The organism is Helicobacter suis (assembly GCF_902196135.1).
Lineage (GTDB): Bacteria > Campylobacterota > Campylobacteria > Campylobacterales > Helicobacteraceae > Helicobacter > Helicobacter suis_A.
Window position 1 is genome coordinate 1 of the sequence record NZ_CABIKE010000017.1, and the last position, 13484, is coordinate 13484.

18 protein-coding genes are annotated in these 13484 nt (G+C 40.3%); 13 read left to right on the top strand and 5 right to left on the bottom strand.

Annotated features, from left to right (window positions below; genetic code table 11):
- Positions 1–408: 408 nt before the first annotated feature.
- The 5 genes from G6Q06_RS08445 to G6Q06_RS07750 form a co-directional block, all read right to left on the bottom strand.
- On the bottom strand, positions 409–2025 hold the full coding sequence (locus G6Q06_RS08445; protein ID WP_205436003.1) for a hypothetical protein: 1617 nt from the start codon (positions 2023–2025) through the stop codon (positions 409–411).
- A gap of 16 nt (positions 2026–2041) precedes the next feature.
- Positions 2042–2593, bottom strand: a complete 552-nt coding sequence (locus tag G6Q06_RS07735) for a hypothetical protein (RefSeq protein WP_163566244.1) — start codon at positions 2591–2593, stop codon at positions 2042–2044.
- Positions 2593–2733, bottom strand: a complete 141-nt coding sequence (locus tag G6Q06_RS07740; protein WP_163534083.1) for a hypothetical protein — start codon at positions 2731–2733, stop codon at positions 2593–2595. Before G6Q06_RS07740 ends, G6Q06_RS07735 begins: the two co-directional genes overlap by 1 nt.
- 83 nt (positions 2734–2816) lie before the next feature.
- Entirely contained in the window at positions 2817–3041 is a 225-nt protein-coding gene (locus G6Q06_RS07745) for a hypothetical protein (protein WP_163565136.1), read from the bottom strand.
- Positions 3042–3224: 183 nt separating this feature from the next.
- On the bottom strand, positions 3225–5009 hold the full coding sequence (locus G6Q06_RS07750) for a portal protein (RefSeq protein WP_163565137.1): 1785 nt from the start codon (positions 5007–5009) through the stop codon (positions 3225–3227).
- A 225-nt stretch (positions 5010–5234) separates the two neighbouring features.
- Here G6Q06_RS07750 and G6Q06_RS07755 point away from each other — a divergent pair, with 225 nt between their 5' ends.
- The 13 genes from G6Q06_RS07755 to G6Q06_RS07815 all read left to right on the top strand — a co-directional run bounded on the left by G6Q06_RS07755 (position 5235) and on the right by G6Q06_RS07815 (position 13477).
- Positions 5235–5750, top strand: a complete 516-nt coding sequence (locus tag G6Q06_RS07755) for a DUF5675 family protein (protein WP_163565138.1) — start codon at positions 5235–5237, stop codon at positions 5748–5750.
- Positions 5743–6057: a hypothetical protein gene (locus G6Q06_RS07760; protein WP_163565139.1), complete on the top strand. Its 315-nt coding sequence runs from the start codon at positions 5743–5745 to the stop codon at positions 6055–6057. The genes G6Q06_RS07755 and G6Q06_RS07760 overlap by 8 nt, the downstream gene beginning before the upstream one ends.
- Entirely contained in the window at positions 6057–6350 is a 294-nt protein-coding gene (locus tag G6Q06_RS07765) for a phage holin family protein (protein WP_163565140.1), read from the top strand. Before G6Q06_RS07760 ends, G6Q06_RS07765 begins: the two co-directional genes overlap by 1 nt.
- Positions 6351–6591: 241 nt before the next feature.
- Positions 6592–6927 carry a hypothetical protein gene (locus tag G6Q06_RS07770; protein ID WP_163565141.1) on the top strand — a complete coding sequence of 112 codons (336 nt, stop codon included), beginning with the start codon at positions 6592–6594 and terminating at the stop codon, positions 6925–6927.
- 63 nt (positions 6928–6990) lie between these two features.
- Positions 6991–7548 (top strand): Coiled-coil domain-containing protein, encoded by a 558-nt coding sequence (locus G6Q06_RS07775; RefSeq protein ID WP_163565142.1) that lies wholly within the window; start codon positions 6991–6993, stop codon positions 7546–7548.
- A 9-nt stretch (positions 7549–7557) separates the two neighbouring features.
- On the top strand, positions 7558–8739 hold the full coding sequence (locus G6Q06_RS07780) for a DUF4043 family protein (protein WP_163534076.1): 1182 nt from the start codon (positions 7558–7560) through the stop codon (positions 8737–8739).
- Between the two features lie 10 nt (positions 8740–8749).
- Positions 8750–9196, top strand: a complete 447-nt coding sequence (locus G6Q06_RS07785; RefSeq protein WP_163565143.1) for a hypothetical protein — start codon at positions 8750–8752, stop codon at positions 9194–9196.
- A complete protein-coding gene (locus tag G6Q06_RS07790; protein WP_163565144.1) occupies positions 9197–9592 on the top strand; it encodes a hypothetical protein in 396 nt (131 codons plus the stop codon).
- Positions 9589–9987: a hypothetical protein gene (locus G6Q06_RS07795; RefSeq protein ID WP_163566245.1), complete on the top strand. Its 399-nt coding sequence runs from the start codon at positions 9589–9591 to the stop codon at positions 9985–9987. Before G6Q06_RS07790 ends, G6Q06_RS07795 begins: the two co-directional genes overlap by 4 nt.
- Complete coding sequence (locus G6Q06_RS07800) at positions 9981–10556, top strand: hypothetical protein (protein ID WP_163565146.1); 576 nt, start codon at positions 9981–9983, stop codon at positions 10554–10556. The genes G6Q06_RS07795 and G6Q06_RS07800 overlap by 7 nt, the downstream gene beginning before the upstream one ends.
- On the top strand, positions 10553–11302 hold the full coding sequence (locus tag G6Q06_RS07805) for a hypothetical protein (RefSeq protein ID WP_163565147.1): 750 nt from the start codon (positions 10553–10555) through the stop codon (positions 11300–11302). The genes G6Q06_RS07800 and G6Q06_RS07805 overlap by 4 nt, the downstream gene beginning before the upstream one ends.
- 9 nt (positions 11303–11311) lie before the next feature.
- Positions 11312–12874 carry a hypothetical protein gene (locus tag G6Q06_RS07810; protein WP_163565148.1) on the top strand — a complete coding sequence of 521 codons (1563 nt, stop codon included), beginning with the start codon at positions 11312–11314 and terminating at the stop codon, positions 12872–12874.
- Positions 12875–13477 (top strand): hypothetical protein, encoded by a 603-nt coding sequence (locus G6Q06_RS07815; RefSeq protein WP_163566246.1) that lies wholly within the window; start codon positions 12875–12877, stop codon positions 13475–13477.
- Positions 13478–13484: the final 7 nt, after the last annotated feature.

A 13484-nucleotide genomic window follows, 5' to 3' on the forward strand; every position in this document is an offset into this window, starting at 1 on the left:
GATAAAGCCTATCTCCACCACTCCCCCCATTCCACCCTAAGCCCCTATTTTAGGGGCTTAACCTTTTCCCTAAACCTCCTTAATCTAGCCTAATTTGGCACTTTGGCACAAGTTCGGCACACACCATAACTTTAACATTTTTATCATAGTCTTTTTTTGTCAATCTGTCAAGTTGCTAAAATCTCTTAAAAGCCTCTCTAAGGCCTTTGTTAGTGTAGGTAAGCTTGGGTATTGTTATGGGCTTTTGTGTGGCTCTGCGTGGCTTTTATTAACCTAATTTGGCTATAATTTTAGGTGTGCTAGCCCCCCTTATGTAACCCTTGTTTAAGCCAATTTTAGCTTACTTTAAGCTTGCTCGCTCCTTCCTTTATCGGTCTGTTAGTCTTAGTTTCTACCACCGCCTAGTTCTCAGTTAAAAATCTTTCTTTCTTGTTCTACTAGCTTAGCCATTATGAAGGTTTTAAAGGTGTTTTGTTTGCTAGTCTCTACTTCATTAAGTTTTACATCTGCCTCTACTACGCTATTAAAAAAGACTTGATCCCAACTTCTAATTTGTATAATGGTATCATAGTAGCTTTGACGAGCTGGGTTGAAGCCTACCACTGCCTCGTATTTCCAATAGTGCCAATCTCTATAAGCGCTATCATTAGGTCTTAAATTAGTGCTTGTATCTAGCAAGTAGACATTAAAGCTTTGCCAATATTCTATGAGGTAGTCCTCATAAGCTCTCTTAGCGCTGTATTCCTCATCAACGCTTAGCTTTAGGTGTTCTCTATCTAAGTAGCGTTGTGCTAGTGGGCTAATCTTAGGTGTTTCTCTAATTTGCTTGTACCACAATAAGGCTAGCACCTTAGCGCTAACCTTATGGTTATCGTTATAGCTTTCATCATTGCGTTTTTGATAGACTACATAGCCGTCTTGATCGATCGCATAATCTTGCCAATGCCAATATTTCTTACTAAATTCGTAGTCTCTTTGCCACTCTCTGACATAGATTAAACCCTTCTGTTCGTAAAAACTTCTAATCTTAATTGCTCCGGGCTTTTCTAACTTGTCAAATAGCGGTAGTCTTAGCCCCAAGCGGTAGTATTGGTTTTGGATTATAAAGCTTTCGGTATTAATGTTGTTAATAATAGGGCTAAGGTCTTGCTTTTGGTGTTCCTCAAACATTCTAGGCAAGGGGTTAGCTCCATCATCAAACGCCCCAAAGTAGTTCTCAGCTAAGATTTTAAAACCCTGTTCTAGTTGCTTCATCCGCGAGTCAATCTTAATTTTTAGGTAGTTGATCTTTTGTGGATTGTATAGATCATGTTCAGCTCTAGGAATTGGTAAGTCTAATGGTTCATAGTTGGCATTGCCTGCTAAGTGCCTATGGGCGCGGTTAGTGATTTTCTCCCCTAGCACATTAATAGTCTTAGTGCCTAGTATGCCTCTCATAGGGTTATAGCTTTCAACTCCCCCCGCATAGCTAACACTGCCCGGTGCTCCGTCCTTATAAATATTGCCTTCCGCTAGAATGGCATAAGGATGATAGATTAGGGCATTCACGCGGGCGTTATTCTTAGTATTATTTTGGGTATGGGCAACATTCCTAGCTAGCCCTAAGGCCGTGCTAGCGCTGTTATAAAATTTGATTGCATGGCTAGCATTGGTATTTAAAATCCCCCCTACAATAGTACTAGTGATACTCACCACCCCGCTAACCACCGCACTAGTGATACTTGTTACACTAGCTACTAAACTAGCCCCACCGGTAAAGACTGCTAAAGCTATGCCTACAATCGCCCCAATTAATGCGCCAATAAAATTCCATAAGTTATCGCCTTTAAATGCGTCAGTAAAGACTTGGAAGTGTTCATCAGCCTTTGCCTTAGCTGTTCTAATTGCGTTACATTCACAAGTATAGTCATCAATGTGGAGATTGTAGTTATCCCGTGTTTCACAATAAAGCCTTTTATAGTGCGCGCTCCAATCCCGCACATAAGCTTTATACTTCTTATCGCCTCTATCAAAGACTAAAGGCATTTAGTTAGCTAGGTGTTTAAGCGCTGTAATTAACTTCTAGCACTGCCTCAAGGCTATTACAACTCTCAACTTGCTTAATCGCTTTAGATTTAGCACCTAGCAATAAGGCTAACTTGTTAATGTAGGCATCGTGTTTTTCTAAAATCTTTTTGGCTAGTTGCTGTTTGTCCTCATTTCTACTTTGTGCTAATTGATCTAAAAATGGCGTAGGATTATCCGAGCCCACTAGCTTGGCCTCTTGATACTGGAGTTCAAAGGTCAGTGTTTCCTCAAGCGGGATATAACTTGTTTGTGTTTGATAGACCGCTTGTTCAAAGGCATTACAGATTTTTAAAATTTGGATTTGTTTAGCTTGATCTAGTGTAAGCTCCTCAAGTTCGCCATTTTCATTAAGAGTCTGGCCAATAGAATACTTATATTCCTCACCCTTAGGCAAGGCGATAAGCTTAATACTAGTAGCGCTATAGGTAGGCAAGTTAGCCCCGTCAAATATATCACTCACCGCGTTATTGTTGATCAAAGCGTATTTAATCCCGGGCACACACACCCCGCTAGTTTCAAAGGCCATTAATTTTCTCCTTGATCATAACTGCTAAATTCCTCATCATCGTAAGTTTCGTATGCGTCTGGATCGGGAGTTGCCAAGTAGGCATCTTCGCAATCCTGAAGGATTTGTTCCTCTTGTTCTGTTAAATTGTATTCTTCCATGTTTTATCCTTGTATCCGGGCTTCTAAGATTACTAAGAGGTTAGCCCGGATAAGGCTATTAAACTACACTTAAAAGGAGCTTTTCAAGGGTTAGTCTTTAAGCCACTGACTATCTGCACATAGCCATCTTTTTGCATGAGTTTAAAGGCTTGAAAAGCCTTATCAGAAATCAACATCCGCACATAATAGGGATTATCAAGGCGGTATCTAAGCATGCCAAAACTAATTTTGTAGGCTTTAGCAAATTTAGGCAAACTCCCAAAATCTTTTTTGATCAAATCGCGGTTAAATTTAATATGTGGCTGCATGGTTAACTCCTATTGCCAATAAGGGGGAAATGTTTAGCAAAGCGCGGCGATCTGTGGAATAGTATACTTGATAGCTTTAGCTTAGTAATCTTTAGTCTAGTATACTCAACATTCTTTATCCTATTACTATTAAGCTTAAACCTTAATTTTCTTAGCATTTTTAGGCTTCCTTTCCTTTTTAGCCTAGTATTCTAGGTGTTGGGCACTGAAATACTTTTGCCATTTACTCCCCTGTGCATGGGGTGGCTTTGTGGGGGGATTTTGTGGGCTTTCTTGATTAGCCAAGTTGGCTAAGTCTAAATTTTGGTTGATCTGTTCGCTAGTCGCGTGGGCTTGTACCAAAGCGCCCTGTTGGCTATATTTCTGGGCTTTAGCTTGCAACTCGGCAATTTGCGCGGCGATCTTTTGCATCTCTAAGGCCTGCAATTGTTGCTCATAAGGCGCTTGAGCCTGTGCTTGTTGTTGCTGTGCCTCTTGAGCCTGAGCTATCACTTCCTCCACATCAGCTACTATTGGGCTATCCATATCGTTTAGCACAAGTGGCAACAAGTTAGGGATTAGATCGGGTCTAATACCGCTAAGCATTTTAAGTAACTCATTCCATTGGCTAAATCTTTCGTCTTTACTTTCTACCTTGAGTTGGGTTTTATAGATCAAATCAAACTTACACGGCCTAATCATATTAGTAGGGTTATCATTAATGCCAAAGTAGCGATCGCCTACCTTTTTATCCACAATTCTAAAAACTTGCTTTTTAGTAAAGTAGTGGCTAATAAGACTTACGGCAAGCTCATAAATTAGCTTATCCATATCATCACTGACCTTTAAGAAATTCTGTAAGCCCATCAAACCACTTTCGCGGCGCTGGGCTATGGCCACTCCACTTTGTCTATTTATAGCCATGCCTAAACTTTCATCATTTAGCCCGGCTAAAATTTTTAGCAAATTGCGTTTTTGCTCAGCCTTAGCACTGAGCGCGGCTATATCGGCTTGATTATTCATAAATTGAATCTTGCCGTCTTTCAGCGCGCCCGGTCTTACTCTAACAATCGCATTATCTAGCGCCATATTTTCTACAAACTCATCAATATTTAAGACGCTATCCTCCTCAAACATGGCCTTAAAGCTTCCCATCATATTTCCCATGCGATTCTCCGCATAGTTGATATAATCTTGCATGGGCTTAATGTCTCTAAATAAGCCGTAGTAGTTATTCTTTTGATCTATATAGTATTTAGCCACCACAAAAGGATTTAGCCCATTTTTGAAAGGTTTAGGCTCAAACTTATATAATCCGCCCTGTAGTGCCCAAATATAGCGATTCCAAACTAACTCCCCGCTAGTTTCCTCAAATTCATAGTACCAACTCTCAATGATGTTTGCTAGTCTTTCCTTATGGCTAAAGTTATACACCACCTCCACACCCGGTAAAAATCTTTTTAAACTTTCCTCATCAAGCACTAGCATTTTGTGAAAACGCCTAGAATCTAAGGCGTTGCTATCGGTGCTAAAATAATCAATAATGAAACTCTCTGGGCTAATAGCCTTGATCTCAATATCAATATTGCTATCTTTGTCAGCCACTGCCCACAACTCAATCACGCCCAAACCCCCCATTAATAAATCCCTATCGCGCTTAATGATCTCCTTATCGTAGTTGCGCTTTTGGCTAAAATATTTAAGTAGATCATTTAACAAATCCGCTAAAGGCTTATCTTGCTCTTGTCTAGGGCTTAAGCGGACTTCTTGAATGCTACTGATCTTATAACCTAAAATCTTATTGATAATCATTTTATAGATATTTTCTACGATCGGGGTTTGCCCGCGCTCTTGAATAATAGCTAACACATCCGGGGGCAATTGCTCCCCATGGTAATAAGCCTTAGCCTTTTTAAATTCCTGAATGCTAACTTGGGCGTGGTCGTAATCGGTTTTAAAATCTTGCTCTAATTGTGTGTAACTTTTCATTCTTAACCTTCCTTGCACAAGGGGTTTAAAGTTATGGGTACATTGTGCCAACCCTTGCGCAAGTATTCAAGTACAAAGGAACAAAGCGTCTTGAACGCGCCTATCCTAACAAAGTTATTAGAAATACTCAAGGGTTAGGATTTTTAGCAGTGGTGATTTTAACCCTTGCCGTGTAGCCATTGAATAAGTATACATACACTATCTAACTAACAATAAGGTCTATTCATGGCTATTTTTAAAGCAGTGTTAAAGCGCATTCAATCTACCCCTATAGTTAGCAAAAATGCTAAATCTGAAGCAGGCACTCTAGGAGAATTTAAAGTTTATAATGAGCAGGGGGAGGAGGTGCTAAGCCTATATTCTATGGAAAATCACGGCAAACCCACAGATGTGGCTAATTTAGATAAACCCATTATCCCACGCCTTTACACTTTAAAATGGGCAAATTCTAGTGTGTGCGTGCCCCCGCTTTATAGGAAAGCCCACAAGTTAGGCTTAAATAAAGCCATTTGGCTTCACGATCCAAACAACCCTAAATTTGCTGATCGCCGTATTATGATTCATATTGGCAATAACGCCATTGATACTTTAGGCTGTATTTTGCTAGGTCTAGGCTACAACGAACAAACCGGGCAGATCACTAACTCCACTAAGGCCGTTGAACAATTTTATAATTTCTGTGATACGCACGGCATCCACAACATCACCTTAGAAGTACAAGGCCTAAAATCCCATGACTAAAGCTAACATTTTTAAAATGCTCTCAATCGGGATTATTGGTGTGGGTCTAACTCTCAGTATTGCCCAAAATATCCACTACTTCCTACTCTACAATACCAGCATTGAAGCCTTAACCGCCTGTGCCGTGCAGCCAGATAAAACTTTGAGTAACTACCCGGCTAGAATGGATTTGATCAACGCATTAAGTGCCCACCCAAATACTAACACCATCGCCTCTAAAGTGCTTAACGATCTAATCAAGCAAGCAAAAGCTTATGGAATCACTAAGACAATGCTGATTGATGAACTGACTAAAAAGCTTGATTAATGGATTTTATTACTAGCGCGCTAAAGCTCCAAGAATATGCCGAACTTGTGCCCATTGGGCTAATTGGCATTGTAGGCGGCACGCTTAATTACTCTAGTAGTGGCAGTAAAGGCCTTAAACATGCCTGTAAGTTTGCCTGTGTAAGTGGCTTTATTAGTTTGTGTGTGTTTGCTATGCTTAGCGCAACTGAACTTCCCTACATGGCAAAAGTGGGTATTAGCGCAAGTGTGGGCTACTTTGGCATTGAAAGAGCCATTGAAATAGTTAAAAATATCCTAAACATCCGTAAATGACAAAAGCGCTTAAAATGCATTCTAAGCCCCGCGTTAACCAATTACCCTACATTTACATAGCCTCAAGCCTTCTAAAGCATTCTAAAAAGCCAATAAAAGGGAAATATTTAGCAAAGCAAGGCAAAATGTGGAGTAGTATACTTGATAGTCTTAACTTAGTAATCTTTAGTCTAGTATACTCAACATATATAAGCCTATTACTATCAAGTATAAACCTTAAAATTTTCAGGTTTTCTTGATTATGTTTGGCTTTCCTTCCTCCTTATTGGCTATTGGTGTGTTGGTATTAGGTCTAATAAGCTCTGTGGGTGGCATTATTCATTTAAGTAAACAAAACGCTTTGTTGAAGGAGCGCGTATTACATGCGCTTGATCAAGTGCAGGAACAAAACCGCCAGATTAAAGAACTAGAGTTAAACACGAAAAACTACCTTGAACAACACCGCCCAGCTAGCACGAAAGCCATACAGGATCGCTACAGCCAAACTAAGACCGCTAAAGAGCTCCACACTTGCCAAGAACAACTCATGCATGTAGAAAATCTCTTGCAAATTTTTAAAAGTGAACTCAAACCTTAAGCCTTGAAAAACCCCTAAAATGTGGCCAATATCCCTAAGTTAATACCAATGAAAGGAAAGCTTATGCCCACACTAGAGGATAAGACAAAGGAACTTGAGACTTTGAAAAATGAAATTAGCCAAGCTGAGGCAAGTTTAGAAAGCGACTTTGCCAAATACGCGGCTGAAAATATGGATGAGAAGCTAGAGCAGTTGTTTTTTGATAACAAAGAACAATTTGTACAAGAGCTCTTGACCATGCAAAACCAGTTTCTCAAAGACAAGTTAGGCGATAAAGCAAAACGCGTTAGCGAACTCCACGAGGAAATTAGCACGGAGCAAACTAAGCAAGAGTTAGAAAACATTAAAGAGCAATTCAAACAAGAACACCCCGATGTGAATATGCAGGATTTGATTAGCTTTTATAATGAGGATTTGCCCCCCAAATACCGCAACCAGTTAGATAGTTTAGAAGGTTTAGACTTCTTTAACCAGCTTTATGCGCTCTATCAAGCTTTTACAGGAGAACAAACAGAGAGTGGCCAAACAGAACAACAAGCAGAGTTGCCCCAAAGGCTAAATGGCAATGCTAGCGCTAGCCCAGATAGCGCGCCTAAAGAACTTGTGATGAATAGATTTTAAGGAGAATATATGGCACTTAACCTAAATAGTATCAATCTTGCAAATTGGAAAAATGACCCTAATGTGAGCGTGAAAATCGCCGAACAAATAGAATTAGCCAGTTGGGCTAAAAGCCCTTTTGAACCGCTTACAGGGCGTGGTAGCGATAGAGGCGTGAGAACATATATTATCCCAGATGTCCAGCCCTACAGACCCAGACTAAAAGCCCAGCTTAGCGGTAGTGGGGTAAAGGGAAATACCGACTTTAATACCAACTTTGATAACTTAGAAATTCTTAGCCAAACAATCTACCCAGAAGTAGTGGGTAATGCGATCAAGTCAGAAATTAAGGTTTACAGCGCACTTAAACACATTGATTTTATTAAGGAAGCTAGCGATAGTCTAACAGAATGGATACAGGCTAAAAGGGATCGTGCTTTAGTCTGTGCCTTGTCCAATGACTTTACAAATGTTGTTGTATGCGATAAAACAGAAGGCTTTAAACCCGCTAAAGCAATCAATGAAAAAGTTAGACAGATCACACAAAGTATTAGCGCTGAAGATACGATGAATCTAAAAGCTCTTAGACGGGCTATATTTCAGGCAAGAGCGGGTGTTAAGCATGACAATACCCAAGCTTTTCCCATTAAGCCTATTCGCTCCGAAATGGTGAGCAATGGCGGTATTTCTGTGCAAAACTACAGCTACATTATCCTGCTAGATAGTTACCAGATCAACCAGCTAAAAAGCGATAAGGAATTTCAAGACCTCCAAAAATACGCCGGGATCAGGGGCGATAAAAACGCACTCTTTAGCGGCATTATGGGAGTAGTGGATAATTGCCCAATCTTAGATATGGGGGTGTGGACAAGTATGAATGTAGGCTTACTTAATTCAGAAGTTAGCGATGAGGATTTTAAGGCCAATATCAACGCCCAAAATGTAGATAAGATCACACCTCCAAGTAGCTATGCTAAAGATACACCAGTTAGTATTGGCGCATTAATCGGAGCAAGTGCACTAGTGCTAGCAGGCAATAGCGCGATTAACTTTTATATCAATGAATCCGAAGATGCAGGCAGAAAAACCATTTGTGGGGTAGATAGAATCTTAGGTATCAGCAAAGCCCGATTCCAAGCGGCTAATAATGTGCCTAGCGTGTATAACAATACAGACTTTAGCGTGATCGGGCTATTTAGCGCAAAGATTTAAGGAGGAAAAAATGACTCAATATATCCAAAATATTAGCTATCTAGCTGTAGTTAAGTTTAGACTAGATGAACCCAACAAGGCTTTAGTGCTTCTACCAAAGGGGGCTGAAGTGATTAGCCTAAATCTTGAGATAGTAGAACCCCTTAACGCATCAACTACCATTGATATAGGGTTAGACAAGGCAGAAGACTACTTTTTAAACGATATTAAAGCTGACAAAAAAGGCTTTAGCCAATCTAGCCAACTACTTTTATCAAGTACCAACCAAAGCATTAATGCCACAATCACCAATCCGGCTAAGCCAACTAAAGAAGTAGAAACTGAACCTAAAGAGGCTCAGCAAAACACAGAAAACAAAGGCAAGGCTAAAGAACTTAAACCCACTGAGCCCAAACTAGGTTTAGCAATCTTGCGTGTACACTACTTCATGCCTAGCCAAATCCAAATAGAGATTTAAATGTATCTAGGTGGACTAAATATTAGTAGCGCGCTTCAGGGCGCAGGTGTGGGGCATGACTTTAGTAACTTTAGCACAAGTATAGGGCAAAAACTAGGCAGTAGTGGGATAAGCAGTTTAGGGGGCAACTTAGGCAATTCTCTAGGCTTATCTAGCATGGTAGGCATAGGTGCACAAGGGCTAGGGGCGGCCTTAGGCATTGCTAATTTAGGCTTTAATATCCACGCGACTAACCAGCAAATGAAGTTAGCCAAAGAAAGCCTAAAGCTAGCCCGCCAGCAATTCATGGAGGAAAATAAGCGCTATGAGGCTAGAGAAAACGAGCGGCTCAATGCTAACCAAGAAATTGCTAACACCGCTAGCAGCTATAACTTAAATCCGATGAGTAGAGAATGAGACTAGTAGAGTTTAAAAGCGCGGGGGTGGTAAGTCTACTTAGTAGATATGGCGCTATAAAATTGCGCTTAAGCGTAGAAAACGCCGCACTACTAGCCCCTAATGCTATCTCAGAAACTTATGTATTCAAAAATGATAACCAAATGATAACCTTTAGTGTATGCGAGGGTGAGGGCACACTTAACCCACTAGACTACCCTAAAGCTTATCATTTTTTAGAATTAGATATAAAAGCTTTAGAGCTCTACTTAATGCGCCAACAACGCCCCACTAGTGCAAAGCAAGCACAACTCATAACAGCCTATCTAAAAATCTATGATCTTAATATTGCTAAATCCAACTACTATCTAGCCCCGCCTTATTTTAAAGAAGTGGAGGAAAAGTTATTATGTTAGCCGTAATTGAAACAATAGAGGCCATTAGAAGCCGCCTTAAAGATGATGACTATACAAATTTACGCTTTAGTGATGTAGAGCTCCTAGATACACTAAATAGCGCGCTAAAGGCCTTAATTGTGGAATTCAAACTAAATAAGCGCCAAAGCACCTTAGAATTTAAAAATGATGAAGCGATACAAATTGATCACTTGCTAAGTATTCTTGAGGCCTACTACAACAACCAAATCATAGAATGCACCCAAACCCCGACTAAAACCCTAAGCCTAGTTGTGGATCAAAACACCTTAAGAATTGCCCCCTTTACTCCGGGCAATTTGCGTATTACTTATTGTGCCCACGAGGATATAACTAGCATTGAGGATTATATGAGAGTGCCACAATTAGCCAAAGACGCGCTAGTTTATAGCACTCTAAGTAAGTTATTAGAAATTCCCACTAATGAAAACAATGTAAACACTCTTTCTCTCTACAAACAACTTCTCAAAGAGGCTAAAAACACCTTAACGCTTTATCTTAATAGTCTCTTTGGGAACAATTCACGCACCAGTAAGGTAGTCAGAATATGAACATTAACCGCTTTATTAGAAACTTTTTAGACCTAAGAGAGGCACTAGGAACGCAAAATTGCAGCACTAAAGAACTTAATAGTTTATGCATGCAAGGCGCGCTAGAATTTGAAAAGCTCTATTTGCAAGAAAGCCAGAATGCACTAGCTGAGGAGCAAGTCAAGGCGCGCATTGAAATAGATTATCTCACCGCCCAATACAATTTAGAATCTAGCAAAGCCCAGACCCTTAATAATCTAATCCAGTGTGCTAGCATGCTTAAAAGCCTAAAAGACAATGCCGCGATTAACCGCGCTAATGCCTATGTTTCTTTCTTGCAAGTGGTAGGCAATGCTAATAATGGATCGGCTATTGGCCAACATGCAAATAATGTAATTAATACCATTAACCTAATTGGCATGGATAGCCAGACAAATACACTTGAGGAGTGCTTGAAAAACTTAACCAAAGAGTTGGATAACTTTAATAACCTAGCCGGAGCCGGGGATACGATCCAGATTTTTAGCCAAAGTTTAGAAACCTTAGTTGATCACCCGGTCAAGGTGTGGGGCTTTAGCACACTTAAAGATAGCACCGATAGCTTTAGAGTAGATAACCAGCCTAGCATACAGGGCTGTACTATGTTATTTAGTGCAAGTGAGCCTAAAACCTATACAATCACCTTTAGCAGTGCTAATACCACCCAAACCATTAGCAAAAGCCTACAAATTGTAGTCAAAGATCAAAACCTTAAACACTTAAGATAGGAAAACACAATGGATAATCAAAACCCTATTCAAGATTTAGAAAACCTCCCGGCTACTCCCACACTTGAGCCAGATACTAGCGATATTAAAGACTTAATCCTACCTAGCCAAATCCCCACCGCCGATCTTTACAAAGACTACAGCGCTAAATTAGAAAAGGCACTTGAAAATAACAATAATTGGAAAGAACAAATCTACTTGTGCTTAGATGGAGTGAATAAGCTAGTGAATGCTTTCATCACCTTTAGAGAAGTGCAAGATAGCAGCCTTAAAGAGTTGCCTAGAATCCAAGCCCAAACTGAATATATCAAAGATCAAGTCAAACGCATAGAAGAAATTAGCCAAACCTATAATGCCTACTTTGATCAATTTAACGCCATTATGGGCAAGAACAACAGCCTAATTAATCAAAACTTCTTGTATGTGCAAAATGAGATCAGCCTAGCTAATAGCGTGCTCACCCAGACTACTAACAATATTCACGATATTTTAAAGTATAAGGCAGATGTAGAAAGCACCTTAACAAAACTAAATGCGCTACCAGAATCTCAAAAGCGCTTGAATGCATTATTTACCCAAGCAGAAACTTATTTAAGCGATCTAAACAAGGCTAGAATTGAAGCACAAACTAGCATAGTAGAACACAGCACCGAAGCACAAAACGCCCTACAATCTCTAAGAGGCCAGCTAGATACTAATTTATCCCAAAGAGCCTTAGAGCTTCAAAACAACCTAAAAAGCCTTGAAAGTAGTTTAGCTCAAAGTGTCAAGCAAAAGCTAGAGCAAACCAATAACCAAATTGAGGAGCACAAAAAGCTAGCCCAAGAAAAGATACAAGAAATGCAGCGCTACTTAAGCGTGGCGGTGAAATTAAGAGATTACGCGCTAGGCACTCAAAAAGCCCTAGATAACATCCTAAAAAGTGCTTTAGAGCAAATCAATGCCACGACCGCTAACCAAAAGTCAGCCCTAGAAACCCACACAGAGAGCCTAAAAAACCAAACACAAGAAAGTTTAAAACAATATGAGAGGGCGTTGTTAAGCGAATTTAACAAAGATAGCACCAGCATAGCTACACAGATCGCCACCCTTAAAACCCTCCTTGAAAAGTTGCAGGCTAGATCAACTAAATTAGGGCTAGACTTCACCACCACTACCTATACAGAAAATGCCACCTTCAAAGTGCCAAAAAGTGGGATTTACTACTATGTCTTTTTACAATCAGGCAGTGGGGGCAGTGATAATACTAATAATCAAAATGTTACCAGCTTTGGAGATAAGCTAAGTATCTCTACTCCTAATAATGCCACTACAGGAGCGATCAAAAGTGCTTGGATCAAGCTAGAAACTCAAGAAGATATTAGTATTAGTGTGGGCAGTGGCGGGCTGTGTGTGGTGAGTTATGCCACGCGCTTAAGAATAGAGGATGTGGCTAAGGATAGTATCGCAGATACCACCACTGAAGGCGCTAATAATCAAACTGAGGGCGCTAGCACTGAAAGCGCTACTGAGGGCGCTAGCGCTACAGAAACTACCGCGCAAAGTACAGAAAGCCAAACAGGAGAGAACTAAATGTATCCAGATATAAGCGCAGGTAGAGGCGGTTTAGCGTTATTCAATGAAAGCATTAACAATCTTAGAGGCGCGCATGCGAATATGGCTAATGCTATGCAAAATTTTAGCACGCAGTTATCAAGTGCAGCCAATAGCACCCATAGTATCTTAGAAAATGAGGAACAAAAGGCTTTAAAGCAAAGGCTAATCGATCATAACCAAAGAATGGATTTAGCTATGCAAGATTTTAGGCAAAATCAAGCTCAAGCCGCACAAGACTACCAACAACAAGTTTTTAAACACTCTCAGGCAATGGATAAAATCAATAACGCCCTTAAAAATAGCGAGCTTAAAATAGCCCAAGCACAAAGTCAGGCAGAGATTGCCGCTAAGAAAGCCACCACACAAGCCCAAAATATCTCAAACTTCATTCAAGGATCAGTGATAGGCACAGGTGGGAGTGCAGAACAGACAAAGGCGGCTAAAGTGGCTAAAGCCGGATTATTAGGCAACTTCAGACCCCCTAACTTGCAAAAACCTATCAGAACTAAAATGACCACCCCCCCGCTAAGCACTCCAAACACCCCCACTACAGCCCTAAACCCCTTCACGCGCCCATGAATAAAGA

What these genes read in the sequence shown, in the direction of transcription:
- G6Q06_RS08445 (WP_205436003.1), bottom strand. Translation starts at nt 2,025, where the DNA reads ATGCCTTTAGTCTTTGATAGAGGCGATAAGAAGTATAAAGCTTATGTG.
- G6Q06_RS07735 (WP_163566244.1), bottom strand. Translation starts at nt 2,593, where the DNA reads ATGGCCTTTGAAACTAGCGGGGTGTGTGTGCCCGGGATTAAATACGCT.
- G6Q06_RS07740 (WP_163534083.1), bottom strand. Translation starts at nt 2,733, where the DNA reads ATGGAAGAATACAATTTAACAGAACAAGAGGAACAAATCCTTCAGGAT.
- G6Q06_RS07745 (WP_163565136.1), bottom strand. Translation starts at nt 3,041, where the DNA reads ATGCAGCCACATATTAAATTTAACCGCGATTTGATCAAAAAAGATTTT.
- G6Q06_RS07750 (WP_163565137.1), bottom strand. Translation starts at nt 5,009, where the DNA reads ATGAAAAGTTACACACAATTAGAGCAAGATTTTAAAACCGATTACGAC.
- G6Q06_RS07755 (WP_163565138.1), top strand. Translation starts at nt 5,235, where the DNA reads ATGGCTATTTTTAAAGCAGTGTTAAAGCGCATTCAATCTACCCCTATA.
- G6Q06_RS07760 (WP_163565139.1), top strand. Translation starts at nt 5,743, where the DNA reads ATGACTAAAGCTAACATTTTTAAAATGCTCTCAATCGGGATTATTGGT.
- G6Q06_RS07765 (WP_163565140.1), top strand. Translation starts at nt 6,057, where the DNA reads ATGGATTTTATTACTAGCGCGCTAAAGCTCCAAGAATATGCCGAACTT.
- G6Q06_RS07770 (WP_163565141.1), top strand. Translation starts at nt 6,592, where the DNA reads ATGTTTGGCTTTCCTTCCTCCTTATTGGCTATTGGTGTGTTGGTATTA.
- G6Q06_RS07775 (WP_163565142.1), top strand. Translation starts at nt 6,991, where the DNA reads ATGCCCACACTAGAGGATAAGACAAAGGAACTTGAGACTTTGAAAAAT.
- G6Q06_RS07780 (WP_163534076.1), top strand. Translation starts at nt 7,558, where the DNA reads ATGGCACTTAACCTAAATAGTATCAATCTTGCAAATTGGAAAAATGAC.
- G6Q06_RS07785 (WP_163565143.1), top strand. Translation starts at nt 8,750, where the DNA reads ATGACTCAATATATCCAAAATATTAGCTATCTAGCTGTAGTTAAGTTT.
- G6Q06_RS07790 (WP_163565144.1), top strand. Translation starts at nt 9,197, where the DNA reads ATGTATCTAGGTGGACTAAATATTAGTAGCGCGCTTCAGGGCGCAGGT.
- G6Q06_RS07795 (WP_163566245.1), top strand. Translation starts at nt 9,589, where the DNA reads ATGAGACTAGTAGAGTTTAAAAGCGCGGGGGTGGTAAGTCTACTTAGT.
- G6Q06_RS07800 (WP_163565146.1), top strand. Translation starts at nt 9,981, where the DNA reads ATGTTAGCCGTAATTGAAACAATAGAGGCCATTAGAAGCCGCCTTAAA.
- G6Q06_RS07805 (WP_163565147.1), top strand. Translation starts at nt 10,553, where the DNA reads ATGAACATTAACCGCTTTATTAGAAACTTTTTAGACCTAAGAGAGGCA.
- G6Q06_RS07810 (WP_163565148.1), top strand. Translation starts at nt 11,312, where the DNA reads ATGGATAATCAAAACCCTATTCAAGATTTAGAAAACCTCCCGGCTACT.
- G6Q06_RS07815 (WP_163566246.1), top strand. Translation starts at nt 12,875, where the DNA reads ATGTATCCAGATATAAGCGCAGGTAGAGGCGGTTTAGCGTTATTCAAT.